This window comes from Albibacterium profundi, assembly GCF_042159835.1.
Classification (GTDB): domain Bacteria; phylum Bacteroidota; class Bacteroidia; order Sphingobacteriales; family Sphingobacteriaceae; genus Albibacterium; species Albibacterium profundi.
In genome coordinates this window covers 1,314,010-1,339,535 of sequence record NZ_JBBVGT010000002.1, presented here as the reverse complement: position 1 = coordinate 1,339,535, position 25,526 = coordinate 1,314,010, and the positions used below count along the sequence as shown (strand labels likewise).

The following is a 25,526-nucleotide window of genomic DNA, read 5'->3' as shown; positions in this document are numbered from 1 at the left end:
CCTAATGCCCAATATATTGGCTTGTTTTAGTTAATAACAGAATAATATAATATTGGGCGCCAAAAGTAAGCGTTGCCAAAACAAGATGCGCAGTTTGCATATAAGCAGGCATTCCCATATAGCCTAAAACCAACCCGGTGACGATCTGTAAAACCATTAATATCATCATGATATTGATCATTTTACTCTGCTCACTATCTCCCGCAAATCTTGATCGTATTGTAAAGAACAATAATAGACTCAGAATAAAGGATACCAATGCTAATTCACGATGCCAAATATAGCTTGACCCTAACTGGTCAACCCAGAGATCACGATTTTGACCGTTCAAGCTTGCTGATATCATATCAATACTTTCTCGGATATCCGTCCCTATAATCACTTGTATAAAAGTGACGAGTAGTACTAAAACGGCCAACCACTTAATCCAACCTGAACTTTGGTTCAAAAGCATTCCTCGGTCTCTTATAACTTTGGCCTGGAAATAGGTATAGATTGCGATCAACAATATCACAAGTGCCAATACCATGTGAATGGTTATCACCCATGGTGTGAGATTCGTTGAAACGACAACGGAGCCCATCCATGCTTGAAATACAACTAAAACGACGTTCAATAAACTGAAGTAAAATATCCGCTTTCGAAATCTCCAATAGGCAGTTGAAAATATCACGCACAATAAAAGGAATACACCAAGTGTTGCTCCCGCCAAACGGTTCACGTATTCCGTCCAGGTCTTCGCCGCATTAAACTCCTCGTGATGAAGAATGCTCTCATCATTCCGAATCTTCAACGCCAGCTCTTTAAAACCCAACTTGTCTAAATATTGAGCAAAGCGTTCGTTCTTTTCAGCTCTCCCCTCAATATACTCCTGTTCATAATTATCAGGCAATTGAGAGACATGTGTTGGAGGGATGAAGCGATTAAAGCACTTCGGCCAATCGGGACATCCCATTCCAGATCCCGTACTTCTTACAATACCACCGGCTAGAATCACGATGTAAAGAACCACAATAGTGATCCGATTCACCATTATAAATCTTCTTTCAGCCGGTAAGTACATTCTCGCGCCCCTTCTTCTTTACACGTTTTTATTGCTACTTGGACTCTTGTCGTTCATTTACTGCTTGTTCAGCTTCCCACTCCGCCTGTATTCTCTCTGCTTCTGGATTCCCCTCAAAATCATGAGGGAGATTTGAGCTCATTGTTTCTGAAAAAGGAACGGTCTGAAGGATAAAGTCTTCGTGATGTCCTGGCTTACTATAGTCGTACGGCCAACGGTGTACAGTCGGAAGATCTCCTGGCCAGTTTCCATGAATACGCTCAACTGGGGTTGTCCATTCCAATGTATTACCGCCCCATGGGTTTGGTCCCGCCAATTTACCATGTTTCATAGACCAGAAGAAGTTCCAAGCAAAAGCTACTTGTGCTAATCCCGCGATAATTGCAGACCACGTTATAAATACGTTTACAGATAGCCATTTCTCCATAAACTCAAATGACGTAAATGCATAATATCTACGGGGAACTCCATCAATACCCATAAAGTGCATTGGCATGAACACGAAGTATGCGCCGATAAATGTCAGCCAAAAGTGTAGATAGCCTAAACGATTGTCCATTAGTCGCCCATACATCTTCGGGAACCAGTGATAAACACCAGCCAACATACCAAAGATTGCAGCTGAACCCATTACCAAATGGAAGTGAGCTACAATAAAATACGTGTCATGGACATTGATATCTATTGCCGCATTACCAACGAATAGACCGGTCAAACCGCCAGAAATAAAGAATGACACCATTCCTATAGCGAACATCATTGCCGGTGTAAAACGTATATTACCTCGCCAAATCGTAGCAAGATAGTTAAACACCTTTACAGCTGATGGTACCGCGATAATCAAGGTAGTAATCATAAAGACACCTCCTAAGAATGGGTTCATGCCCGTCACGAACATATGGTGCCCCCAAACAATAAACGACAATACGGCGATACCCGCTAATGAATAAACCATCGCATGGTAACCAAAAATTGGTTTACGAGCGTTAGTAGAAATTACTTCGGAAGTGATACCGAATGCCGGTAAGATCACAATATATACTTCAGGGTGCCCTAAGAACCAGAATAAATGCTGGAATAAAATTGGACTTCCTCCTTCATTAGCGAGAATTTGACCTTGCACTACTAAGTCAGAAAGATAGAAACTCGTACCCATACTTCTATCAAAAAATAGAAGAACGACAGCCGAAACTAGTACCGGGAACGACAGTAGTCCTAACACGGCGGTAAAAAGTAAAGCCCAAACAGTCAATGGCATTCGCCACATGCTCATACCTTTCGTACGCATATTAAGTACAGTACTAATGTAATTTATACCTCCCATCACCTGCGAAGCAATGAAAAAGACCATACTTACTAGCCATAGAGTCATTCCCGTTCCGGAACCTGCAATTGCAGTTGGCACTGCTGATAGAGGCGGGTACACAGTCCATCCTGAGGATGCGGGACCGCTTTCTACAAAGAACGACGCTAACATGATAATACATGCCGTTAGGAAAAACCAATAAGACAACATGTTAACAAATGGGGCTGCCATGTCACGAGCTCCAATTTGCAACGGTATTAAAAGATTACTAAAGGTCCCACTCAGACCAGCGGTCAATACGAAAAAGACCATGATTGTCCCGTGAATTGTCACCAAAGCCAAGAAAAACTCCGGCTTAATTCGTCCCCCTTCAGCCCATTTGCCAAGAAAAACTTCCAATATCGGAAAGTCCGTCTCAGGCCAAGCGAGTTGAAGACGAAACAGGATCGATAAAAATAATGCGATAAAAGCCATAATAATCCCCGTAACAAGGAATTGCTTGGCTATCATCTTGTGGTCTAAAGTAAAAACATATTTAGATATGAATGTTTCCTTATGCCCATGATCACCATGGTGATCGTTGTGATTAAAATCTGCCGACGACAGAGTTGATGTAGTTGCCATAAGTTCTTTAACTCTATATTTAGTTGTTTAATACCAATTGATTTCCTTCTATTTCCGAATTGCCAGCGTGCTGCTGAGTTTCTTTAAACTCCTTCTGCATTGCCTCATCAAAGAAGTATATTTGATCAGATAACCATTCTTTATATTCAGCCTCAGTAACAACGATTACCTTCTTTTGCATATTGTAATGACCACCACCACAAATCTTCGCACAAAGCAAGATATAATCATAGTTCGGATCATCTAACTTTTCTCTCATTTCTTCTGTCGTATATTTTGGAACTATATGGAAGAAAGTTGGCATTCCAGGTACAGCATTAATTTGAACTCTGAATTCAGGAATATAGAATGAGTGTAAAACGTCCTTCGCATTAACTGTAAAATGCACCGGCTTACCTACAGGTATTACAATATCACCAGCACGAATATCATCTAATGCAGTTTTATCGGTAAAATCTATACCTAAACTGTTGGTTGGCGTTGTTAATTTATAATCTCTTTTACCAATAACGTTATCACGGCCGCCATAGCGCACGGTCCATAAAAACTGCTCACCGGTTACCTCAATCTGGAGAGCATTTTTTTGTTGCTCTTCAGGAATATTCGTTATGCCTCTCCATGTAAAAAAGCCCGAGAGCACCAATACGGTTAGCACTGCGGCTGGAACAATCGTCCAAATTTTCTCCAACGTATTATTATGTGGATAGAAATATGCTTTCCTCTTATCGGATCCTCTGTACTTCCAGCTAAATCCAAATAGCGCGATATGTGTAAGTACTAAAACGATCGTCGTAATAACGGTTGTAATAATGAATAACGTATCAATCCGAGCGCCGTGTTCTGTCGCTGCCTCGCGAAAGCTCATGGAACCATGGTGGACATAGGACCAGTACACCCCATATAAAAACAACGGCAAAGATATCAAGAATAACCACCCTTGACTAGAGTGCCATTTGTCTCCTACGATCTTGCCTTGCATTCTTTGTGTAAGCTCATAAACGCTACCAATTTGTCCGATTATAGTAACAATCAAACACACCAACACAAACAGCAGCAAATAATAAAAGAAGTTAACATAAACCTGAGTTGGTATACTTGCTTCTTCTTCAGCTGTCGCTGCTGCGGCCGTCGTTGAAGAACTAGCAGGTGTAGTTGAAACTTCATCTCCTGCCGAAGCTTCCGTTGCCTCGTCTGCGGTAGCATCTCCCGTAGCTTCCTCCGTTGCGGTTGCCTCAGTTGTGTCCGTCTGAGCGGCTTCAGTCTGCTCAGTTTCAATTGCCACCCCAGCAGTATCTGTCTGGGCAAAAACTGGAACCTGAAGCAAGAACAATAATCCTAATACCAGTCCTAGAATTCCCTTACTATGAACGAATTGTCTTAATTTCATTTTAATTGTTCGATTAAACTTTTTAAAGTAAAGTAAATTAAATTTGATGATGTAAGCTCTCCTCCAAAAATGGATGCTTCTGTGGTGCTAATGCATGTTTACTTAATTTGTTTAACATTAAGTAAACAAACAGGCCTGTAAAACCAATAGCCATCCCAATTTCAGTTAAGCCAAATCCTCTGTGTTGCTCTACAGTTCCTGGCATAATCATCAAATAATAATCAAGCCAATGTCCCAGTAATAGCATAATACAAACACCTGCTAAAACATTTATGTTTCTAACCCATGACCTATTGATCAGAATCAAGATAGGGGCTAAGAAGTTTATCACAATATTCAACCAGAACCATGGTTTATACTCAGGCTCCCATCGTTTGTAGAAATAAACTGTTTCTTCCGGTAAGTTTGCATACCAGATCAACATAAACTGAGCGAACCAAACATAACACCAGAAAATAGAAAAACCAAAAATAAGTTTACCCATATCATGCAGGTGATTGATATTGACCCAGTTCATATATCCCGCCTTCTTCAATAATATAATTGTCAACGTAATCGCACATAAACCGCTCACCCAAAGTGCAGCAAAGTTATACCATCCAAACATCGTAGAGAACCAATGTGCTTCCAAAGACATGATGGTATCAAAAATCCATATCGGCGATGTAAAACCAAAAATCACCAAGAAAATAGCGGAGTATCTGAAGCTTTTCTTATATGAATTTAAGCCTCCAGCCAAATCTTCATTATAAGAGAACTTCGTCAGCGCAACAGCAAAAAAACTATAAGCAGCCAAGAAAATTACTTCCCGTAAAAGAAAAGCTGGTGCATTCAGATATACTTCCTTCTTTGCTATTAGAGGATCAAAGTGAGAGCTATTGGGGTCAGTCAAGCCTTCTCCAAACCAGTGATGGTACAGATTATGAGAAAATAGCCCGATGGTACAAACGGCTAATAGAATAAGCGAAGCCAGAGGTAATAAACTAGAGAATGCCTGAGGTATTCTTATCATTCCAGCTGACCATCCTGATTGAGTGACATATTGTATCGCTAGAAAACAAGTACCTGCTGCACAGATACAAGTTAAGTAATAGCTCATTAACAATAGATTGGCAAAGGTTCTTTCAGCGCCATTGAATACAAAACCGTAAACGATAGCAATTACTCCAATCAAAATTGCAATCAGACTCCAGGTTTTTGGTTTACCTGAAAAGTCGAACTGTTCATTGAAATTATACGAATGTTGATGAGTTTCCATTTGTTAGATATCTATTTATACTATCGGTTTTGTAATTCATGAACATGCATAACAATTTTCCAGCGATCTTCTGGAGAAATTTGACTAGCATGAGATCCCATTAAGTTTAGTCCATAATAAATGGTATGATAAATCTTACCATCTGATAAGTCTTTCATCATTCCTCCTCGTGATGAATTACCTGTACTATATGATGGAGGAGGTGGGAATTTCCCCAATTGAACGATACTTCCATCTCCCGCACCAGATTCACCGTGACATGGTTGACAAAAGCGCAAATACAATACTTCACCTTGCTTCAGATTTTCTTCTGTTCTTTCAAGTGGGTTATGGAAATTTGCACCCGCAGCCTCATACGCTTCAGGGGTATTCTCATATTGAAGCCCAAAATTTTCAAAACCGATGGGAACCGTACCTTCAGGAGGGGTCTGAGCAGTAATATTATTGGCAAAGTTTTCATTTACCTGATCTGCATCATACCCAATCGGATCATACATATTCCGAGAAAATTCCATGCCTGTACTTCTTGTCGTTCCATCTCCACAAGCAGAAACAACGGCGGCTAAAGCTACAGCAATACATGCAGATCCTATTATCTTAATCTTATTCATAGCTAACATATTTTCTCTCGTTGTGCATTACATCAATTGCACCAGCTTCTTTTAATAAAGTTTCAATTTTATCGTGGTCAGTATTCTCTTTTGCGTCTATAGCAATAACGAAGCGATCGTCTGTTGCTCTGAAGTCCATTACTCTTGGTGCACGGCCCGGGAAAAGATGGTTTCTATAAAAGAATATAGCAACCATACCAAGTGCGGTACAAAGTATTGTCACTTCAAAAGTCACTGGAACAAAGTTCGGTATTGCAAAAGCAGGCTTACCTCCTATATTCATAGGCCAATCATATACCATGGTATAGTAGAGTAAGGAAAAACCTAATATAAAACCTAACAGCCCACACAAAAATGCTACGATAGGTAACCTAGATGGCGGAACACCTAACTTTGCTTCAATTCCGTGAATCGGCATTGGTGTAAAAACATCATATATTTTAATATTATTCTCCTGTAATTTCTCGATGCCGTGCATCATTTCGTCAGGATCTCCAAAGCTTCCTAATATATATTTTGTAGTGCTCATCCTTTTATTTTACTAGTTCTTTAACTTCGCGCTCTGTTACCGAGTCGTATTTATCCAACGAGTTTTTGTAAAACTCTTCGTACTCTCTCTCTTCCTTGCCTTCTAAGATTATTTTCTTCTTAACTGCATGACTTTGTGTCTTCAACAACAATTTCACTTCCGCAATAGCCACTGGAGGCAATACACGAAGGAACAATAAGAACATCGTGAAGAACAAACCTATTGAGCCAACAAAGATACCTACGTCTGCCCATGTTGGGTAGAACATAACCCAACTGGAAGGAAGGTAATCACGATGAAGAGATGTCACAATAATCACAAAACGTTCGAACCACATACCAATATTAACCACGATCGATAAGATCCATGATAATGCGATGCTCGTTCTAATCTTTTTAAACCAGAATAATTGTGGTGAAATTACGTTACAAGTCATCATGGTCCAGTAAGCCCACCAATATGGTCCAGCGATACGATTTTGAAAAGCGTACAACTCATACTCTGACCCTGAATACCAAGCAATAAATAATTCGGTTAAGTACGCGATACCGACAATTGAACCCGTAACCAATATGATTTTGTTCATTGACTCAATATGAAACATCGTGATGTAGTGTTCCAAATTCAGCACTTTTCTCATCACCAAAAGGAGAGTCTGCACCATGGCAAATCCCGAGAAAATCGCACCCGCCACGAAATATGGAGGGAAAATCGTCGTATGCCAACCTGGAATTACCGACGTAGCAAAGTCCATGGATACAATCGTGTGTACCGAAAGCACCAATGGAGTAGCAATACCCGCAAGTATCAAACAAACGATCTCAAATCGTTGCCATGTTTTTACTGATCCATTCCATCCGAATGATAAAATTGAATATACTCTTCTTCTAACACCGATAGCTCTATCACGGATGGTAGCAATATCAGGTAATAAACCAACATACCAAAATACTAACGATACTGTAAAGTATGTGGAAATTGCAAATGCATCCCACACAAGAGGTGAGTTGAAGTTTACCCACAAGGAACCGAATTGGTTTGGTAGCGGGAATATCCAATAAGCTAACCAGGGACGACCCATGTGAGCCACAACGTAGGTCGCCGCACAAATTACCGCAAAAATCGTCATAGCTTCAGCAGATCGGTTAATCGAATTACGCCAATTCTGGCGGAAGAGTAACAGAACCGCCGAAATTAGTGTCCCGGCGTGACCGATACCTACCCACCATACGAATGTAGTGATGTCCCAGGCCCAGCCTACGGTCTTATTTAAGCCCCAAGCACCAATCCCTGTCCAAAACGTGTACCCTACGCTCACAACCCACAGCAATGCACCTAACGCGGCAACGATGAAACCAATCCACCATGCCTTGTTCGGCCTATTTTCTACAGAAACGAGAATGTCGTCTGTAACCTTTGCGTAGGTAATATTTTCCCCGGTTACAAGGGGTTCTCTAATAATAGATTCGTTGTGCGATGACATATTCTTTTTATTTCAGATATATTTAATATTGATTATGCGTCTAAAGTGTTTCTCACTTTTGTCATATAACCAACACCCGGTTGAACGTTTAATTCTTCTAACACGTAATAAACGCGTTCGTTTTGCAGTGCTTTGGAAACTTCCGATTCAGGATCGTTCCTATCTCCAAAGATAATTGCATTTGCAGGACAAGCCGCAGCACACGCTACTTGGATATCCCCATCTTTAATTGGGCGCTTCTCAGCTTTTGCTTGTAATTTACCCGCTTGAATACGTTGTATACACATTGAACATTTCTCCATAACCCCACGAGATCTTGAAGTTACATCTGGATTCAAGACTAACTGTGTAAATTCGTTATTCAAATAATTATCAAACCTTGAATCATTCCAATAGTTAAACCAATTGAAGCGACGCACTTTATATGGACAGTTGTTTGCACAGTATCTAGTACCGAAGCATCTGTTGTACGCCATGTGATTTAGGCCTTCAGATGAGTGTACCGTTGCTAACACTGGACAAACAGTTTCACAAGGGGCATGATCACAATGCTGACATAACATAGGTTGGTGCACTACCGATACATTACCAAGATCTTCAAGATCATCAATTTCCCCTTCTCTAGTTACCCCTTTATTATTACCATTGTCAAATGAATAGTAACGGTCGATACGTATCCAATGCATTTCTCGGCGACGGCGAACTTCATCACGTCCAACAACAGGAACGTTGTTTTCAATACTACAAGCAACTATACATGAGCCACAGCCTGTACAAGCATTCAAATCGATTGCCATCACCCAGCTATGTCCAGGTTGCTCATATTTATTCCATAAATCGTAAGTTTTATGTTTGTGACCGGAGTTACCACTGTTATGGGTCGGATCGTTCTTATAATCTGCAAAAGTCGTTTCGCGAATCACGTTACGCCCCTCAATCGTGTGGTGAGTCTGCGTTTGAGCTAATTCGTAAGAGCCAGATGCTTTTGCAATCTTAACCGAATTATTAAACTGAAGGGTGCCATTTACTAAACGTGCAAAAGGGAACGCGTTTTTTCCAACTCCATTACCCGCTTGTCCCGCTTTTGTCCTTCCAAACCCAACTGCAATAGAAACGGTACCTTGCGCTTGTCCAGGCTGTAACAACACTGGCAAAGTAATTGAATAACCGTTGTCCGCAGTCACTTCCACTAGGTCTTTTTCCCCTAAGCCTAAAGATTCAGCGTATTTAGGTTCAATCGCCACATAGTTATCCCAAGTCACCTTCGAAACAGCATCTGGAAGCTCCAAAAGATATGCGTTATTTGCTTGTTTCCCATCACCCAGTGCGCTTTGGTATAGCTCTAATTCAACATCTTTTGCGATTGCTTTGCCTAGACTTCCAATCTGATTAGCGATGTCACTAACCGAACCATTGAAGGCTTTCGCGGCTCCGCCTTGGCGACCATTAAAAATAAATCCTTCTTGCAAGCCATCGATCCACGTTTTACCTGATGCCCCAAGAATATTAGCTTCCCAATAGGCTTTAACGTAATCATGGTAAGGCGTAGTATTTCCAGACCAAATCAAGAAACTTTCTTCGTATTGACGGGAGTCGAAAATTGGATTAATTGTCGGTTGTACAATTGTGAAATAACCTGCATACGACTCTGAATCACCCCAAGACTCCAAATAACTGCGTCCCGGTGCTATAATCGTCGATTTAGATGCTGTTTCGTCCTCACGTTCTGCGAACGAAAGTTTAAATTCAATCTTTTCCAAAGCCTCTTCTACTGCTTTGGAGTCAAAATAATCGTAAACAGGATTACTATTAATAAAGAATGCAACATCAACGTTCCCCCCTTTAGCGTCCGTTAAGAATTGAGCGAAAGCTCCATCATCCCCTTTAAAATGATTTGCTGCGTTATCAAGATCAATGGTAGTTCCGTAACTTCCTAAATGTACGTTGATCGCATTAACGAGCGACTGTATATTAATATCATTCGAGCCAGAGACAAGAAGAGACCTTCCATTTGCCTGACCTAATTCTTTCGCTACTAATTTGACAGCAGTTGCCGCTTTTTCATTTCCCTGAAGTCCATTCGGCAACGATGACCCTGTTAATTCATTATACAACGATATTAATAGCGCCCCCTCCTCAGAAGGTTTAATCGTAACCCTTACATCAGCGTTCGTACCCGTTACACTTAATCCACTCTCAAATTGGATATGTCGCGACATTTTACCATTCTTCAATGAAGCATGGTTTCGGTTGGTCATATATTGTTTTGTGAACTCAACTTCATCTATCCATGTATTTAGGAAGTCTGCACCAACACTTACGATTACATCAGCTTTATCAAAACGATATTGCGGTAGCGCAGCTTTACCAAAGCTACGCTCGTTAGCTCTAATGATACCTGAGTAAGACACCGCATCAACTTCAATCAACTTAGCAGTTGGATATGCCGCAATAAATTCGGTGATTGCTGCCCGAGCTGATGGGCTATTAAGTGTACTAGATACGATCGCAATCTGTTTGCCTGCATTTGAAGCCGAAGTTAATGCTGAAGTGACTTGCTTATCTACTTCTTCCCATGAAATATCCTCAGACCCAGCACGTGGACCTTTAAGTTTGGACATGTCATACAAGTCTAGAATAGATGCTTGTGTTGGCGCACTTACCCCATTTCCACCAAATACAGCTTTCGGATTTGCCTCTATAAATATTGGCCTGCCTTCTCGAGTTTTCACTATTAGGCTTTGTCCTTTATAACTTGAAGCATAATAATTCGGCACACCGGGTGTTACCTCTTCTGGCTTAATGATATAAGGCACAGACTTATGAACAGGCGTGCGCTGACAAGCAGCTAATGTAACTGCCCCTACTCCAAAACCTAAAGCTTTTAAGAAGTCTCTACGAGGAGTTTTCGTACTTAAACCAGCTTCATTTAACACGTTTTCAATCGGAATATTTTCAGAAAACTCTGCACTTTTGTTTTCTACAAAAGCGGGAGTTTGCTGTAATTCCTCTAAACCTTTCCAGTATTTTTTGTTGCTATCCATTTAAGCTATTATATAATCGTATTGCTACGTTTGTTTTATACTCGATTAATAATGACATTTACCGCATTCTAAGCCACCTAAAACTGCAGCCGTTATCTTTTCACCACTTTTTAGTTTCTCATGTGCTGCGATTAACTGATCATAATAAGCGTTACCTTGTGCATTAACTTCGGTTTCTTGATGGCATTCAATACACCATTTCATTGTTAACGGCGAATATTGATAAACCTCTTCCATTGTTTCAATTGGACCGTGACATTTTTGACACTCAATACCAGCAACGGTGACGTGCTGCGAGTGATTAAAATATGCTAAATCAGGGAGATTGTGTATGCGAATCCACTCGATCGGCTTAGGATCATCCCCATACGTACGAGTTTCAGGATCCCAATCAATCGCATTGTAGATTTTTTGAATTTCAGGCGAAATCTCTCCACCATATTTCTCCGACGCCGTAACGTAGTTATGACAGTTCATACAAACATTGGGTGAGGGGATTGATGCATTTTGAGAAGTAGCGGCACCTGAGTGACAATATTGACAGTCAATTTGATTGATCCCAGCATGTAGTTGATGTGAAAACTTAATCGGCTGAACCGGTTGATATCCTTCATGTACACCTGTATTCCACATTACGTTCCAGCCTGCACTGCTCAAAATAGCAACGAGACCCAAAATTACAAAGAATACAAGCTTCTTGTTTTTGGAGAACTTTTTCAACTTTCCAATGAAAATCTGACCTGAAGATTCTCCCTCATCTTCTTGAACTTGCTCTACAATTGTCTCCTTGTTCTTTAAAATAATTCGATCGAGAGTACGAATAACTCTATTCAGCACAAGAATCACTAAGAAAGCGATAATCAATACGAGGACCAATCCACCAAACATGAAGTTACTAACATCTCCACTTTGGCCCGACCCGCCAGCTGCACCGGCTGTTCCATCCGCAGTCGCATCGCCAGCTGGAGCAGCAGCTGCATCATCGATGTAAGCTAGAATATTTCTTATATCGTCATCGGATAGCGTAGGGAACGCCGTCATCACAAGATTATTGTGTTCTTCGAAAAGCCGAACTGCAGTCTCATCTCCGGCTGCAATCATAGCTTGGGAGTTTCTAATCCAAGAAATCAACCACTCCTCGTCATGCCTTTCTGTGGTTCCCTCTAAAGCGGGACCAATTAGCGCTTTATCAATACCATGACAGGCTGTACAATTTGCTTTAAAAAGCGATTCCCCCGCTTTGATATCCTGCGCCTGCGCAAATAAAGTTGTCATACTTAGCACTACCACTAAGGCTACAGACTTTACAACACGTCTAAAAATTAAAGAGATGTTTCTCATTTTGAGAGTTTTATACGATATAATGTTTGACAAATTGAACGAGCTAACCTCCGAACGTTAATAAGGGAGTCAACTCAAAAGACAAAAGTATAACTTATTAGTGTATCGTTGACAATTTCATGACCTAATTTACTAATTTATAATTATTCTAAACAATCATATAATTGCCCTTATCATACTAATAAGGCAATTTTTATAAAAAATAAAAATATAGTCGGTTTGTGTTTTACGAAAATAAGTATATATTATTGTTTCAAAATCCACGCGAAGATTAGTGGTGCAACAATTGTTGCATCAGATTCCACGATGAACTTTGGTGTATTAATATCTAGCTTGCCCCAGGTTATTTTTTCATTAGGGACGGCACCGGAATAAGATCCGTATGATGTCGTCGAGTCCGATATCTGACAGAAATAACTCCAAAACGGTATATTTTCCATCTCTAGATCTTGGTATAGCATCGGGACAACACAAATAGGGAAATCACCAGCAATACCGCCCCCGATCTGGAAGAAGCCAATACCCTTACCGCTCGAATTTTTAATGTACCAATCTGCCAAATAACCCATATATTCTATCCCGCTCTTGGTTGTCGAGGCCTTCAATTCCCTCTTTATAACATAGGATGCAAAAATATTACCCATTGTGGAATCCTCCCAGCCTGGTACAATAATCGGCAGATTCTTTTCTGCAGCAGCTAGCATCCACGAATTTTTAGGATCAATCTCATAATACTGTTCCAAAACACCACTATTCAGCATCTTAAACATATACTCATGCGGAAAATAACGCTCCCCAGCATCTTCAGCATCCTTCCATATTTTATAAATATGCTTCTGTAACCTTCTGAAAGCCTCTTCTTCAGGGATGCAAGTGTCCGTAACTCGATTATAATGATTTTCTAATAAATCCCATTCTTCTTGCGGACTTAAATCTCGGTAGTTCGGCACACGTTTGTAATGCGAATGGGCTACTAAATTCATAATATCCTCTTCTAAGTTCGCACCAGTACAGGTAATGATAGACACTTTGTCTTGTCGAATCATCTCTGCTAAAGAGATCCCCAATTCAGCTGTACTCATGGCACCTGCCAAAGTGATCATCATCTTACCCCCTTCATCAAGATGGGCTTCATAGCCTTTAGCAGCATCCATAAGAGCTGCAGAATTGAAATGCAGATAGTTTTTTTCAATAAACTGAGAGACTGGACCTCTTTCCATAACAAATAAATAAATAAGATTTAGTAATCGTCAAAGTTAAAGATAAATAAGCTAATCTTATAATCGACATTCCTTACCTTTGTGCGCAATGAAAGCGAGCCTGAACTTTATATCAATGCTGGTTATTTTCCTTTTGGGTACCAGCCCTTTATATGCGCAAAAAAAACTTTGGGACATACCCATTATCAAAAGACTAACATCCTCTGCTCCCGATACTTCAAGGAAGCCAACCCTCTTGGTGCTACCTACGTTAAGTTATTCGCAAGAAACGGGGCTGGAATATGGTCTGAGCGGAATGTATAACTTTTATGTGGACAAGAAAGATACTTCTATTTACACCTCAAGCGTTCTTGCACTCGCTTCATTGACAACAGAAAGCCAAATTAATCTGAAACTAGAAAGTGACGTATGGACTAAAAACAACGACTACCACTTTATAACTGTGTTACGCTATAAGAAATACCCGTTCAACTATTACGGCTTGGGAGGATTGACACGAGAAAGCGACAAGACTGTACTTACACAAAATCTTGTCCAGCTTAATTTCGAAGCCGAGAAGAAGATTCTCAAGAATTTTTACGGCGGCCTGAACGCTATCTTCGAAAACTTTGACTTTAGCGACTATAGCGATGAAGGTATCTTTGATCCAAATCTCGTATACGGCTCGGAAGGCGGCAAGTATCTCGCTTTAGGTGTTTCGCAGTCTTACGACTCAAGAAACTCAAATACCGAAACTACAAGTGGTTTATATGGGCGATTAAAATATGCATATGCACCTGATCTCTGGCGAGGAACGAACTTTCATGGAGGAATTTTTTCTGCGGACTTACGCAGCTTCTTTGACCTAAAAAAGAATTTCGTTTTGGGATTACAAGGATATTTCGAATCCGTTATGGCAAGTGATGTTCCATTTTATATGACTCGACAGCTCGGAAACGACAGTATGATGCGAGGTTATTATCAAGGACGTTATCGTGCAAACAATTATATCGCATCTCAAGCCGAATTACGATACAGAGTTCATCCACGCTTCGGCCTTGCTACGTTTCTTGGCGTGGGTTCAGTGTATGATAAAAAGATCGATTTTTCGCAACTGAAGATTTCGGGAGGGGGAGGCATACGCTACTTCTTTGATTTACGACACGGGTCAAGCATCAGACTAGATTATGCCATCGGCCAGAAACGGGCTGGTGAAAAACGACAAGGGGGCTTCTATCTAGCGCTCGGACAAGCATTCTAATCCATTAGAAAAAACGAATCTTAAAGTTTTCTTTCGCTTGATCCTTTTTAAAAAAGACAAGCCCGATGTAGAATAGATCAACCGTGACCCTAACAGAAGGATGACTCTTTATTTCTTCCCAAGCTTCCTTCATTCCTTCGCTCCAATAGATATCATCAAATATTAGCAAAGATCCCTCATGAACCTTTGGCAGGCTTTGATAAAAATAGTCTAATGTTGCTGATTTGCGATGGTTACCATCCACAAAAAGAAAGTCGATCGCCGGCATTTCGGCTATAAATTGAGGGAAGAGCGTATCAAAATTACCAACTTTAATATCGATATTATTAGCGCCCGATTTTTCAAAATTCTCTCGAGCGATTTGTGCTGTTTCCGGACAACCCTCCATCGTGATGATGGATGAAGAGGGGCATGCTTTGGATAAATACAATGTCGTTATTCCAAGACATGTTCCTAGTTCAATTATATTGTTTGGTTGAAATTCTTGAGCGAGACGGGCAATCAGTTTTGCAATCCGAGGCGGCTTTAATGCATTTGTAGCTAAGGTACTGACCTTCTTCGTCTTCTTTTTATTCAGCATGGAACCTGCACCCAAATCAGTAATGTTCAGCGTCCGATGATCATCCGCTAACTGCCGGCGCAAACACTCTATCGGATCATAATAATCCCGCTTATCGAAATCGTAAACAACCCGATCAACTAAGTTATATAAAAAAGGGGAATGGGTTCCGTGCCTCGTTTTCGATCGGATGCAATGTGATAGGTAATCTCTAAAAAAACGGACATTAGCCATAAGGCAAAGATACGTGTTCCCGTCCAAGCGCCAAGTATTATTATTAAATTTGCAATTGAGATTTATAATATCCCGTAATATAGAGGAAGAATATGAGAGAAGAAGAAATAGACTCCCTGATCAGGCTTCTAGACGATCCCGACAATATCGTTTTTAACCATGTCGAAGCAAAACTCCTTTCGCTTGGAGAGTCTGCTATAGAGCCGCTAGAAACCGCTTGGGAACAGTCATTTGATCCGCTTCAGCAACAAAGGATTGAGGATATCGTACACAAAATTCAATTTTCACAAATACTATCGTCGCTAGAGCTGTGGGCTATAAGTGGGTCGTTCGATCTATTGGAGGGGTTAATTATTGTTCATAAATATCAATATCCCGACGGGGACGAACAGAAAATAATCAACCAAATCGAAGATATTAAAAGAGAGGTCTGGCTACAGATGCACTATAGTATGACACCTGTCGAGAAGATCCGTCTCTTTAACAACGTTTTCTACAATATAGAAGGGTTTTCGGGAAACATCAGAAACTATAACGATCCGCAAAACTCCTACATCGGCCAAGTGCTTGACACGAGGAAGGGGAACCCCGTTCTTTTATCATGCATCTATAGCATCGTTGCTCAGAAATTGGATATGCCCGTCTACGGTGTAAACCTGCCCAAGCATTTTATTTTAGCTTATACCGACAATTACCAAACCAATTACGAAGAAAACGAAGTCCTTTTCTATATCAATGCATTCAATAAGGGACAAGTTTTAGGAAAACATGATGTATTATCTTTCTTACAACAGCTAAAGCTGCCCGGAAAAAAGGAGTTTTACCTCCCCTGCAGTAATATTAGTATTATCGAGAGAGTCTTGGCTAATTTGCTAGCGTATTATAAGGAAAATTCAAGTCCAAAGGCACGTGACATACAGAGAATGAGAGAAACATTAGCGAGCATCCAAATAGATAGAAACGGGCTCTAATGTAAAATTGTGCGAAGCCTCCGGAGCTATATTCCCCTCGCTGGCAAGTGGGTAACGCAACAGTTTCTTATTATTACGACTGATAACATAAAGAAGGTTTCGTTCATCGCGGTCGTCAATCGCTACATCAATCGGGCCGTCGAGCAATGTTTCTGCCCCTACAATAATTCGTGTTGGGCTTACCGCACCTTCGGAATTAAATGCTTCTCTTGCATTTTCAATAACATATATGCTATTATTAGAAAAATCAGAAAGAACCAGAAGATTCAACTTACTTGAAAACGCAATTCCTCGTAAATCTGCAGCACCAGTAATGGATATCTTCTTAGAAGCGTCAACCTGACCAGAATCGATAGAATGTGGTGCATCTAATAGCCAAACTTCTTTTAATTGACCAGCCATCGTGATAAACAAGCTATCTCCAGCTAAAGTGTCCCCTTGAAAGTAAACTCCCCAAGGTGCACCACCTAATGCAAATATCTTATTGGGTGGCACTTGCCCATTATTAGTTAATGCTTGAGCATAACCATAGATACTTCCGGCAAGATTATCCGATACGTATAGATATTTCGACGAATGGTCGTATGCTAAATCGCGTTGAGAAAGTAAAGTTGAGTCGCTAAAACTCACCCCCGTACCAATAGAGCCTTGCGCATTTACAGAAAATGTTTTGATCGTCTGATTACGTAAACTTCCTTGGAAAATGCGACTCGAAAATGGATCGAAAAAAATACCGGCGCCCTCTTCTACCTCTGAATTATATCTTACTGGCATTGGAATAGGGGTTTCATGAACCGGATCAAAGACCTCAATATTACGATAAGGTTCTTCTAGATCACTGCTCTGTACATCTGAAAAAGAGACATATAAACGAGAAATAGGTGTTTGTGGCAATACAGGTTCGTCATCGTTACGCTCACACGACACAAGAAACCCTAGCCCTAAAGCAATAAATAAAAAAAACAATCTATAATCTCTCATTCTAGTTTTATCGAAAGCTGACTATGACAAAAGTAGCAAAAAAAACAAGAATTGAATCCAAGTCATTTTCTTATATTTATCGATTAATGAGAATATAAATGACACTGGTTCAATTAGAATATATTATAGCCGTAGACACCTATAAAAGTTTTGTACTCGCTGCAGAAAAAAGTTTCGTAACCCAACCGACGCTTAGCATGCAAATTCAAAAGCTTGAAAAATCATTGGGCGTTCGAATTTTTGATCGAAGCAAACAGCCGATCGTGCCCACCGATATAGGAGCTGTCGTTATAAACCAAGCAAGGAATGTCCTAAAAGAGCGAGACAAAATTAAAGAGCTTATTTCTGAAACACAAGATGAGCTCGGCGGCGAAATTAGGATTGGTGTTATTCCAACCCTCGCACCTTATTTATTGCCGAAGATACTCGGTACATTTATGGAGAAATATCCAAAAATGAAATTACAGATCTGGGAATCTACGACCACCAAAGTTATCCAGGAGCTTAAACTGGGCTTGCTTGATTGTGGCATCTTGTCAACTCCATTAGACGACAATGAATTGTCCGAAAATCCGCTCTTTTATGAAAGCTTTGTAGCCTATATCTCTAGTGATAGCAATTTAAATAATACAGTCACTGTCAACGCTGCGGACCTTCTCGAGGAAAAGCTATGGCTCTTAAATGAAGGTCACTGCATGAGGAATCAGGTGCTCAACATCTGTCATAAGAAACGAATGCTAAATCCAGAACAGACCCTTGAGTACAACACAGGGAGTGTAGAGACACTCAAAAGAATGGTGGACATGAACTCGGGAGTAACTATCCTTCCCGAACTGAGCATTCTCGATTTCGGTGAAGATGATTTAGAACATGTACGCTATTTTAAATCACCCGAACCGGTTCGGGAAATATCATTGGTGACAACTAAGAACTCCCTAAAAAAGAAAGCGATCTCATTTCTGAAAGATGAGATATTATCAGTAGTTCCAGAAAAATTCAAAAGCAGCAAGCGCAAAGAGCTCATGAGTATCGATTAGGCCTATTTCTTTAGTTTATCCGCAAAAATCTTTTTAAACTTTTCTAATTTTGGTTGAATAACGCGTTGGCAATATGGGTTGCTAGGATTTAAGGCGTAATAATTTTTATGATAGTCTTCCGCTTCGTAAAACACGGTAAAAGGGCTTACTTCAGTAACAATAGGTTTCGAATACACTTGTTGTTCGGTTAGCTCATTCATATAATACTCAATCCGTTCCTTTTGATGCAGGTTATGATAGAAGATAGCCGACCGGTATTGAGTTCCCACATCATTACCTTGTCTATTCAACTGCGTAGGATCATGTGCGATAAAAAATGCCTCCAATAGTTCATCGAAACTAATGCTATCAGAGTGATATATTACATTGATCGATTCTGCATGTCCCGTTTTCCCGGTTAACACCTGTTTATATGTCGGATTCTTTGTATGACCACCGATGTAACCGGGTGTAACTTCTTCAACACCGGCCAGTTCAAGAAATTGAGCTTCTATACACCAAAAACAACCAGCAGCAAAAGTCGCTGTATCAATACCTCCATCACTCTCTGCTAAAAAGTCTTTCGGTAGCATTGCTTCTGTCATAAGTTCGTTATTGATTTTCTCATCTCGATTCGAACCATTTGACGAAGCACAAGCTGTCATCAACCCAATGATCACACAACCTAATATCATCTTTTGTAAGTATTTCATCTTTTCAATTTTTAGTTCTAAATAAAAAAGCGATGCTGGAGTTCCGCATCGCTTTAGTAAAACTTTCAATTATCAGTTTTTATTTTGCTTTAGCATAACGGTCGGCTACCGCATTCCAGTCAACTGCGTTGAAAATAGCTTCTAAGTAGGCCGGTCGTTTGTTCTGATATTTAAGATAATAAGCGTGCTCCCATACATCTATACCAAATATTGGAGTACCTTTTACTTCGGCTACATCCATTAACGGATTATCTTGATTTGGTGTAGAAGTTACTTGCAGCTTTCCAGAACCATCTACAATGAGCCATGCCCAACCTGATCCGAAACGCTTCGCACCAGCTTCTTGCAATTTTTTCTTTAATTCGTCAAATGATCCAAATGCGTCACTAATTGCTGTAGCTAAATCACCCGTAGGCTCGCCACCGCCATTTGGCGACAAGACGGTCCAGAACAAAGAGTGATTATAGTGGCCACCACCGTTATTACGAACAGCTCCATCATATTTTGATACATTTTTTATAATATCCTCTATGGATCCTTCTGCATCTTTCCCTTCTAAAGCCTTATTCAAGTTATCAACATAAGCTTGATGATGCTTCCCATGGTGAATTTCCATAGTTTCTTTATCAATATGTGGTTCTAAAGCGTCTGAGGCGTATGGTAACGCCGGTAATTCGAATGCCATAATAGTTTTGGTTTTAAAAAATGAATAATACAAATATAACCAGAATGTACGACAAATGTTTGGTAGATTCGTCAGTTTAATATCATTAATTACTATCTCTTTTTCTGGAAAAAGCCCTTAATCAAAGCTGCACACCTCTGTTCCAAAATTCCAGTTATGATAGTAGTTTTAGGATGAATGATAGCTTCATTAAAGATGGAATAACCACGCTTCTCGTCACGGGCTCCATAAACGATCTTCCCAATCTGCGTCCAGAAAGCTGCACCGGCACACATGACACAAGGTTCAAGTGTCACGTAGAGGGTACATTGTTGCAAATATTTTCCGCCGATATGATTTGTCGCAGCTGTAAAGGCCTGCATTTCTGCGTGAGCTGTTGTGTCGTTCAAGGTCTCACTCAGATTATGCCCTCGTGCTATAATTCTATTTTTATATACTATGACGGCGCCGATCGGCACCTCGTCCAAATCCAACGCTTTCTGGGCTTCCTTCAAAGCCTCGCTCATAAAATATTCGTCCGCAACTAAATTGCTCTCATTATCAAAGCTATAGTACGTCATTCCTGTAGGTTAATCTTTCTCGAATGGATAAAAAACAAAATTAGCACCTTCCGGAACAATCACAAACAAACACATATATTTTGCCGGATCTTTAAACTTTTGAATAAATTTTTCCTTTTTATCTTCTTTAACAATACCAACCTCCAAAAATTCTTCTAAGCTCGAAACTTGTATCGTCCATTCAGTACCTAGCTCAGTTCTGTCCAAGATAACTTCTCCGACGCTTACTTCATGTTGATGAGCTATAAAAATAGGAAACTGAGTATATTTCTCGGTCATGAGCTCGGTTGACACCTCCTTGATTGACTCCTTATAGAAATCTAGGTCAGTTTTTAGACTTTCTAGGGGGCTTACTTTTTTCTTTTTGTTAGTATTTCCATCCTCCGATCCTGCTTTCAGTAAATCTTCTAAATCCATATCCTATTTCTTTAATGTCAACAAAACCACATTCTCTACATGCTGTGTTTGCGGAAACATATCGACGGCCTTACTTTTCCGCATATCATACTTCTCGGCTAACATCAACAAATCCCGCGCCTGCGTTGCAGCGTTACAGCTCACATAGACTATCTTTTCCGCTTCAATTTCCAACAACTTCTTCACCACGTCGGCATGCATACCCGCTCGCGGCGGATCGGTGATAATCACGTCAGGTTTTCCGTGAGTGTTTATAAACTCGTCATTCAAAACATCTTTCATATCTCCTGCATAGAAATCAGTATTTTCAATCCCGTTGATATCCGAGTTAACTTTCGCGTCTTCAATCGCCGTCGGCACATATTCAACACCGATTACTTTTCTAGCATCGCCTGCAACGAAATTAGCTATTGTTCCCGCACCTGTGTATAAGTCATACAGGAGCTCCTGACCCGTCAAGCCAGCAAATTCCTTCGTAATCTTATAAAGCTCGTGCGCTTGAAGCGAATTTGTTTGATAGAACGATTTGGCACCTATTTTAAAGGTCAGATCCCCCATTGCTTCGAAGATATGGTCACGACCGTGAAAGACATGGACAACTTGATCAAATATGGTATCGTTCTTTTTTTGATTAACTACATATAACAACGAGTTGACCGTAGGAAACTTTTCCAATATGAACGACATCAGTTGTTCGATTTGCCCTTCTTCCGGATAGGCGAAGACAATGATGACCATAAGCTCACCGGTCGACGTATTCCGGATAATCAAATTCCGAAGTGAGCCCTCGTGCTTGCGAAGATCATAGAAACTAATACCATTTTCAATGGCAAAGTCGCTTATTGAATTACGAATATCATTAGAAGGCTCAGCTTGCAAATAACAATGTTCTACTGCCAAAATCTTGTCGAACCGCTGAGGCACATGAAAGCCCAGTGCATTTCGCTCCAGCGTTTCTGCACTGTCAATTTCCTCTTGCGTCAGCCAGCGCTGATTAGAGAATGTATATTCTAATTTATTTCGATAATAAGTTGCCTGCTGTGAAGGCAGAATATCCTCCATAATCGAAGTATCCACCTTACCAATTCTGGAAAGGGCGTTCTCAACACTCTTATTCTTATACAGCAGTTGTGCTGCATAAGACATATGCTGCCACTTACATCCACCACAAATCCCAAAATGAGCGCAGAAAGGTTCAACTCGATGCTCAGACGCTCTCCTTAATGTAGTGATATTAGCCTCCGCGAAATTCCTCTTTTTTCGAGTCACCTCCACATCCACCACATCTCCCGGCACTGCTCGTGGAATAAACAAAACCAGGTCATCTGCCTTCGCTACCCCTTTCCCCTCTTCTGCGATATCAATAACCTCAAGCTGGTCAATTTTGATTCTTTCCCTTTTATTTTTTCTCATTATTGATGCAAAACTACAACTTATTAGCGTAAAAACGACGTTGAACTCTCTGCCCTTAAACTAGCGCTCCTTTTACCAGAAAAGGTAATAAATCGTTCTGAAAAGAAACGAAATTTTTTCTCACATCAGCCACGCTCACCGATGTAAATGCAAACGAAAAGACAATGCTCTTGCTCGATTTCACTAAAAATATAAGATTATCAAGAGGAATCCTCACACGTTCACTTTGCTGAAACGACTGTACTAATAAGTTTTCTAAATCATCAGAAAGCGTTTTAAGATATTCTTGCGCATTAGCCGACTCTCTAATAAAGTCCCAGCCAATAAACTCATTGCAGATGGTATAAGTCAGGCGACTTACCTTTAAGATCAAGTTGCTCAGATACAATTCCAGTTCCAAATCACGAGGCGATTTATGAATCAGGTCGTTCACTCCCTTCCGCACATAATCCATCAGAATGCCGTGTAAAATTAATTCTTTGCTATCGAAGTACTTGTAGATGGTCGCTTTCGCAATTTTAGCATTCTTAGCTATCTCATTCACGTTGGTTTTATTATAACCATAGCGTCTGAACAGCTCCCTAGCAGAATTTTTGATACACTCTTTAACCTTATCTGCTTCCATGGAACTATATTATTTCGGTCTCAAATTGTTTTAAGAACCGAATATCATTTTCAGAAAACAAGCGTAGATCTTTAATCTCGTATTTCAGATTCGTAACGCGTTCGATGCCCATTCCAAATGCAAAACCACTATATTTTTTACTATCAATACCGCAGTTTTCCAGAACATTAGGGTCTACCATACCACAGCCTAGGATCTCTACCCAACCGCTACCTTTACACATCGCACAACCATCACCTTTACAGATCGAACATGATATATCCATCTCGGCAGAAGGCTCGGTAAACGGAAAATAGGATGGTCGGAAGCGAACCTTAGTCCCCTCACCGTAAAGCTCCTGAACAAATTGATATAGCGTCTGTTTTAAATCTGCGAAAGACACATTTTCATCTACGTACAAGCCCTCAATCTGATGGAAGAAACAGTGTGCTCTAGCCGATATGGCTTCATTACGGTACACGCGCCCTGGCATAATAGCCCTAAAAGGCGGTTTCCCCATCTCCATCATCCTCACCTGAACCGAAGAGGTATGAGTACGTAAAGCAATATCGTTGCCTTCTTTCTTTTCAACGAAGAAAGTATCCTGCATATCCCTCGCCGGATGCTCCTCCGGAAAGTTCAAAGCGCTGAAATTATGCCAGTCATCTTCAATTTCGGGTCCCTCAGCAACGATAAATCCCATCTTCTTAAAGATATCAACGATTTCCTTCCGCACCAATAACAGTGGATGTCGTGACCCCAGCTCAAAGCCCCTACCGGGCAATGTCAAATCCTCCGAGCTTCCAACATGCTGATCGGCCGCTCCCTCTAGTTTAGTGAGAAGCGATTGATGCTTTGATTCAGCTAACTGCTTGAACTCATTTAAAACTTTCCCGAGCGTACGTTTCTCGTCAGCAGAAACTGTTTTAAACTCATCGAACAATGATCGAACAATGCCTTTGTTTACCAAAAAACGCAAGCGGAAAGCTTCCACCTCTTCAGCAGAAGATGCTGAAAATGCGTTGATCTCCGCCGTATATTCCTGTATTTTATCGTGAATACTCATTACTTGATTACCCCCAGTTCCTTACCAACTTTCGTAAATGCGGCTACCGCTTTGTCGATATGCTCCTTCTCGTGGGCAGCTGATAGTTGCACCCGAATACGCGCTTTTTCGCGCGGAACCACCGGAAAGTAGAAGCCAATAACATAAATCCCCTCGTCCAACATCTTAGCGGCAAATTCTTGAGCGATATTCGCGTCATACAGCATTACCGGAACAATAGGGTGCTCTCCTTGCGGGATATCAAAACCAGCTTCCGTCATTTTCGAACGGAAGTATTTTGTATTCTCTTCTAGCTTATCCCGTAAATCCGTAGCCTCGCTCAGCATATCCAATACAGCGATAGATGCACCCACAATGGCTGGTGCAAGCGTATTAGAAAACAGATAAGGACGTGAACGTTGACGCAACATATCGATAATTTCCTTTTTACCCGAAGTAAAACCGCCAGACGCTCCGCCCAGTGCCTTACCCAAGGTGCTCGTAATGATATCAATCCGATCCATCACACCACAATACTCATGCGTACCGCGACCCGTCTTTCCGAGAAAGCCCGTACAATGAGATTCATCGATCATCACCAACGCCTCGTATTGATCAGCCAAATCGCATATCTTATCTAACTGCGCAATGGTTCCATCCATTGAAAAAGCACCATCCGTTACAATAATCCGATGGCGTGCATCTTTCGCTGCCTGCAACTGAGCCTCCAAATCGGCCATATCATTGTGCTTGTAGCGAAAACGCTGAGCCTTGCACAAGCGCACCCCATCGATAATCGAAGCGTGATTTAATTCATCAGAAATAATCGCATCTTCAGCATTAAAAAGCGGTTCAAAAACCCCACCATTTGCATCAAAAGCAGCAGCGTATAAAATCGTATCTTCTGTACCTAGAAAAGTAGATATCTTTTCCTCCAACGTTTTATGAATATCTTGCGTACCGCAAATAAAGCGCACGGAAGACATTCCATAACCGTGTGAATCAACCGCTGCCTTAGCAGCTTCAATTACTTTCGGATGTGAAGACAATCCTAAATAATTGTTTGCACAGAAATTGATCACTTCCTGTCCACCTTCTACTTTGATCTCTGCCCCTTGTGGAGTAACAATAACCCGTTCTTTCTTATAAAGACCGGCTTTCTTAATTTCCTCAAGTTCCTTTTGCAATACTGGTTGGAGCGTTTTATACATAGTTCTAAAAT

Annotated in this window: 23 protein-coding genes; 3 read left to right on the top strand and 20 right to left on the bottom strand. The window is 40.7% G+C overall.

All coding sequences use genetic code 11. The annotated features are described in order from the left end of the window. Window position 1: 1 nt before the first annotated feature. The 10 genes from WKR92_RS07375 to WKR92_RS07330 form a co-directional block, all read right to left on the bottom strand. Window positions 2–1,033: a COX15/CtaA family protein gene (locus WKR92_RS07375; protein WP_375557180.1), complete on the bottom strand. Its 1,032-nt coding sequence runs from the start codon at window positions 1,031–1,033 to the stop codon at window positions 2–4. A 64-nt stretch (window positions 1,034–1,097) separates the two neighbouring features. Beyond that, window positions 1,098–2,993 carry a cytochrome c oxidase subunit I gene (locus WKR92_RS07370; protein ID WP_375557179.1) on the bottom strand — a complete coding sequence of 632 codons (1,896 nt, stop codon included), beginning with the start codon at window positions 2,991–2,993 and terminating at the stop codon, window positions 1,098–1,100. A gap of 19 nt (window positions 2,994–3,012) precedes the next feature. After that, entirely contained in the window at window positions 3,013–4,380 is a 1,368-nt protein-coding gene (locus tag WKR92_RS07365; protein WP_375557178.1) for a cytochrome c oxidase subunit II, read from the bottom strand. A 37-nt stretch (window positions 4,381–4,417) separates the two neighbouring features. Further along, window positions 4,418–5,638 (bottom strand): quinol:cytochrome C oxidoreductase, encoded by a 1,221-nt coding sequence (locus tag WKR92_RS07360; protein WP_375557177.1) that lies wholly within the window; start codon window positions 5,636–5,638, stop codon window positions 4,418–4,420. 20 nt (window positions 5,639–5,658) lie between these two features. Next, window positions 5,659–6,249 carry a c-type cytochrome gene (locus tag WKR92_RS07355; RefSeq protein WP_375557176.1) on the bottom strand — a complete coding sequence of 197 codons (591 nt, stop codon included), beginning with the start codon at window positions 6,247–6,249 and terminating at the stop codon, window positions 5,659–5,661. Next, window positions 6,242–6,778 (bottom strand): DUF3341 domain-containing protein, encoded by a 537-nt coding sequence (locus WKR92_RS07350; protein WP_375557175.1) that lies wholly within the window; start codon window positions 6,776–6,778, stop codon window positions 6,242–6,244. The genes WKR92_RS07355 and WKR92_RS07350 overlap by 8 nt, the downstream gene beginning before the upstream one ends. Before the next feature lie 4 nt (window positions 6,779–6,782). After that, window positions 6,783–8,261 (bottom strand): NrfD/PsrC family molybdoenzyme membrane anchor subunit, encoded by a 1,479-nt coding sequence (gene nrfD / locus WKR92_RS07345; protein WP_375557174.1) that lies wholly within the window; start codon window positions 8,259–8,261, stop codon window positions 6,783–6,785. Between the two features lie 32 nt (window positions 8,262–8,293). Further along, complete coding sequence (locus WKR92_RS07340) at window positions 8,294–11,305, bottom strand: TAT-variant-translocated molybdopterin oxidoreductase (RefSeq protein ID WP_375557173.1); 3,012 nt, start codon at window positions 11,303–11,305, stop codon at window positions 8,294–8,296. Between the two features lie 45 nt (window positions 11,306–11,350). Continuing rightward, window positions 11,351–12,646, bottom strand: coding sequence for a cytochrome c3 family protein (locus WKR92_RS07335; RefSeq protein ID WP_375557172.1), 1,296 nt, complete (start codon window positions 12,644–12,646; stop codon window positions 11,351–11,353). 245 nt (window positions 12,647–12,891) lie between these two features. Continuing rightward, window positions 12,892–13,866: a deoxyhypusine synthase family protein gene (locus WKR92_RS07330; protein ID WP_375557171.1), complete on the bottom strand. Its 975-nt coding sequence runs from the start codon at window positions 13,864–13,866 to the stop codon at window positions 12,892–12,894. Between the two features lie 88 nt (window positions 13,867–13,954). On the opposite strand from WKR92_RS07330, the gene WKR92_RS07325 reads away from it, so the two are divergent. Beyond that, complete coding sequence (locus WKR92_RS07325; RefSeq protein WP_375557170.1) at window positions 13,955–15,106, top strand: BamA/TamA family outer membrane protein; 1,152 nt, start codon at window positions 13,955–13,957, stop codon at window positions 15,104–15,106. 4 nt (window positions 15,107–15,110) lie between these two features. Here the strand turns inward: WKR92_RS07325 and WKR92_RS07320 are convergent, their stop codons facing one another. Then, a complete protein-coding gene (locus WKR92_RS07320) occupies window positions 15,111–15,899 on the bottom strand; it encodes an O-methyltransferase (RefSeq protein WP_375557169.1) in 789 nt (262 codons plus the stop codon). 92 nt (window positions 15,900–15,991) lie between these two features. On the opposite strand from WKR92_RS07320, the gene WKR92_RS07315 reads away from it, so the two are divergent. Further along, complete coding sequence (locus tag WKR92_RS07315) at window positions 15,992–16,870, top strand: transglutaminase-like domain-containing protein (RefSeq protein ID WP_375557168.1); 879 nt, start codon at window positions 15,992–15,994, stop codon at window positions 16,868–16,870. Here WKR92_RS07315 and WKR92_RS07310 read toward each other — a convergent pair. Continuing rightward, window positions 16,835–17,851 (bottom strand): YncE family protein, encoded by a 1,017-nt coding sequence (locus tag WKR92_RS07310; protein ID WP_375557167.1) that lies wholly within the window; start codon window positions 17,849–17,851, stop codon window positions 16,835–16,837. The genes WKR92_RS07315 and WKR92_RS07310 overlap by 36 nt on opposite strands. A gap of 98 nt (window positions 17,852–17,949) precedes the next feature. Between WKR92_RS07310 and WKR92_RS07305 the strand changes: the two genes are divergently transcribed. Further along, window positions 17,950–18,888 carry a hydrogen peroxide-inducible genes activator gene (locus WKR92_RS07305; RefSeq protein ID WP_375557166.1) on the top strand — a complete coding sequence of 313 codons (939 nt, stop codon included), beginning with the start codon at window positions 17,950–17,952 and terminating at the stop codon, window positions 18,886–18,888. Between the two features lie 2 nt (window positions 18,889–18,890). Here the strand turns inward: WKR92_RS07305 and msrA are convergent, their stop codons facing one another. The 8 genes from msrA to kbl form a co-directional block, all read right to left on the bottom strand. Next, window positions 18,891–19,580: a peptide-methionine (S)-S-oxide reductase MsrA gene (msrA, locus tag WKR92_RS07300; protein WP_375557165.1), complete on the bottom strand. Its 690-nt coding sequence runs from the start codon at window positions 19,578–19,580 to the stop codon at window positions 18,891–18,893. A 79-nt stretch (window positions 19,581–19,659) separates the two neighbouring features. After that, window positions 19,660–20,265: a superoxide dismutase gene (locus WKR92_RS07295; RefSeq protein ID WP_375557164.1), complete on the bottom strand. Its 606-nt coding sequence runs from the start codon at window positions 20,263–20,265 to the stop codon at window positions 19,660–19,662. 92 nt (window positions 20,266–20,357) lie between these two features. After that, window positions 20,358–20,825: a nucleoside deaminase gene (locus WKR92_RS07290; protein WP_375557163.1), complete on the bottom strand. Its 468-nt coding sequence runs from the start codon at window positions 20,823–20,825 to the stop codon at window positions 20,358–20,360. Between the two features lie 9 nt (window positions 20,826–20,834). Further along, window positions 20,835–21,242 (bottom strand): hypothetical protein, encoded by a 408-nt coding sequence (locus WKR92_RS07285; RefSeq protein WP_375557162.1) that lies wholly within the window; start codon window positions 21,240–21,242, stop codon window positions 20,835–20,837. A gap of 3 nt (window positions 21,243–21,245) precedes the next feature. After that, window positions 21,246–22,655, bottom strand: a complete 1,410-nt coding sequence (gene rlmD, locus WKR92_RS07280) for a 23S rRNA (uracil(1939)-C(5))-methyltransferase RlmD (RefSeq protein WP_375557161.1) — start codon at window positions 22,653–22,655, stop codon at window positions 21,246–21,248. 55 nt (window positions 22,656–22,710) lie between these two features. Beyond that, the gene (locus tag WKR92_RS07275) at window positions 22,711–23,280 is read right to left on the bottom strand and encodes a TetR/AcrR family transcriptional regulator (protein WP_375557160.1); all 570 of its coding nucleotides are present in this window, start codon (window positions 23,278–23,280) and stop codon (window positions 22,711–22,713) included. Between the two features lie 4 nt (window positions 23,281–23,284). Next, complete coding sequence (gene pheS, locus WKR92_RS07270; protein ID WP_375557159.1) at window positions 23,285–24,325, bottom strand: phenylalanine--tRNA ligase subunit alpha; 1,041 nt, start codon at window positions 24,323–24,325, stop codon at window positions 23,285–23,287. Continuing rightward, on the bottom strand, window positions 24,325–25,515 hold the full coding sequence (gene kbl, locus WKR92_RS07265) for a glycine C-acetyltransferase (RefSeq protein ID WP_375557158.1): 1,191 nt from the start codon (window positions 25,513–25,515) through the stop codon (window positions 24,325–24,327). The genes pheS and kbl overlap by 1 nt, the downstream gene beginning before the upstream one ends. Window positions 25,516–25,526: the final 11 nt, after the last annotated feature.

Excerpts from the sequence above, each read along its gene's own strand:
- WKR92_RS07375 (WP_375557180.1), bottom strand. The coding sequence starts at position 1,033 with ATGGTGAATCGGATCACTATTGTGGTTCTTTACATCGTGATTCTAGCC.
- WKR92_RS07370 (WP_375557179.1), bottom strand. The coding sequence starts at position 2,993 with ATGGCAACTACATCAACTCTGTCGTCGGCAGATTTTAATCACAACGAT.
- WKR92_RS07365 (WP_375557178.1), bottom strand. The coding sequence starts at position 4,380 with ATGAAATTAAGACAATTCGTTCATAGTAAGGGAATTCTAGGACTGGTA.
- WKR92_RS07360 (WP_375557177.1), bottom strand. The coding sequence starts at position 5,638 with ATGGAAACTCATCAACATTCGTATAATTTCAATGAACAGTTCGACTTT.
- WKR92_RS07355 (WP_375557176.1), bottom strand. The coding sequence starts at position 6,249 with ATGAATAAGATTAAGATAATAGGATCTGCATGTATTGCTGTAGCTTTA.
- WKR92_RS07350 (WP_375557175.1), bottom strand. The coding sequence starts at position 6,778 with ATGAGCACTACAAAATATATATTAGGAAGCTTTGGAGATCCTGACGAA.
- nrfD (WP_375557174.1), bottom strand. The coding sequence starts at position 8,261 with ATGTCATCGCACAACGAATCTATTATTAGAGAACCCCTTGTAACCGGG.
- WKR92_RS07340 (WP_375557173.1), bottom strand. The coding sequence starts at position 11,305 with ATGGATAGCAACAAAAAATACTGGAAAGGTTTAGAGGAATTACAGCAA.
- WKR92_RS07335 (WP_375557172.1), bottom strand. The coding sequence starts at position 12,646 with ATGAGAAACATCTCTTTAATTTTTAGACGTGTTGTAAAGTCTGTAGCC.
- WKR92_RS07330 (WP_375557171.1), bottom strand. The coding sequence starts at position 13,866 with ATGGAAAGAGGTCCAGTCTCTCAGTTTATTGAAAAAAACTATCTGCAT.
- WKR92_RS07325 (WP_375557170.1), top strand. The coding sequence starts at position 13,955 with ATGAAAGCGAGCCTGAACTTTATATCAATGCTGGTTATTTTCCTTTTG.
- WKR92_RS07320 (WP_375557169.1), bottom strand. The coding sequence starts at position 15,899 with ATGGCTAATGTCCGTTTTTTTAGAGATTACCTATCACATTGCATCCGA.
- WKR92_RS07315 (WP_375557168.1), top strand. The coding sequence starts at position 15,992 with ATGAGAGAAGAAGAAATAGACTCCCTGATCAGGCTTCTAGACGATCCC.
- WKR92_RS07310 (WP_375557167.1), bottom strand. The coding sequence starts at position 17,851 with ATGAGAGATTATAGATTGTTTTTTTTATTTATTGCTTTAGGGCTAGGG.
- WKR92_RS07305 (WP_375557166.1), top strand. The coding sequence starts at position 17,950 with ATGACACTGGTTCAATTAGAATATATTATAGCCGTAGACACCTATAAA.
- msrA (WP_375557165.1), bottom strand. The coding sequence starts at position 19,580 with ATGAAATACTTACAAAAGATGATATTAGGTTGTGTGATCATTGGGTTG.
- WKR92_RS07295 (WP_375557164.1), bottom strand. The coding sequence starts at position 20,265 with ATGGCATTCGAATTACCGGCGTTACCATACGCCTCAGACGCTTTAGAA.
- WKR92_RS07290 (WP_375557163.1), bottom strand. The coding sequence starts at position 20,825 with ATGACGTACTATAGCTTTGATAATGAGAGCAATTTAGTTGCGGACGAA.
- WKR92_RS07285 (WP_375557162.1), bottom strand. The coding sequence starts at position 21,242 with ATGGATTTAGAAGATTTACTGAAAGCAGGATCGGAGGATGGAAATACT.
- rlmD (WP_375557161.1), bottom strand. The coding sequence starts at position 22,655 with ATGAGAAAAAATAAAAGGGAAAGAATCAAAATTGACCAGCTTGAGGTT.
- WKR92_RS07275 (WP_375557160.1), bottom strand. The coding sequence starts at position 23,280 with ATGGAAGCAGATAAGGTTAAAGAGTGTATCAAAAATTCTGCTAGGGAG.
- pheS (WP_375557159.1), bottom strand. The coding sequence starts at position 24,325 with ATGAGTATTCACGATAAAATACAGGAATATACGGCGGAGATCAACGCA.
- kbl (WP_375557158.1), bottom strand. The coding sequence starts at position 25,515 with ATGTATAAAACGCTCCAACCAGTATTGCAAAAGGAACTTGAGGAAATT.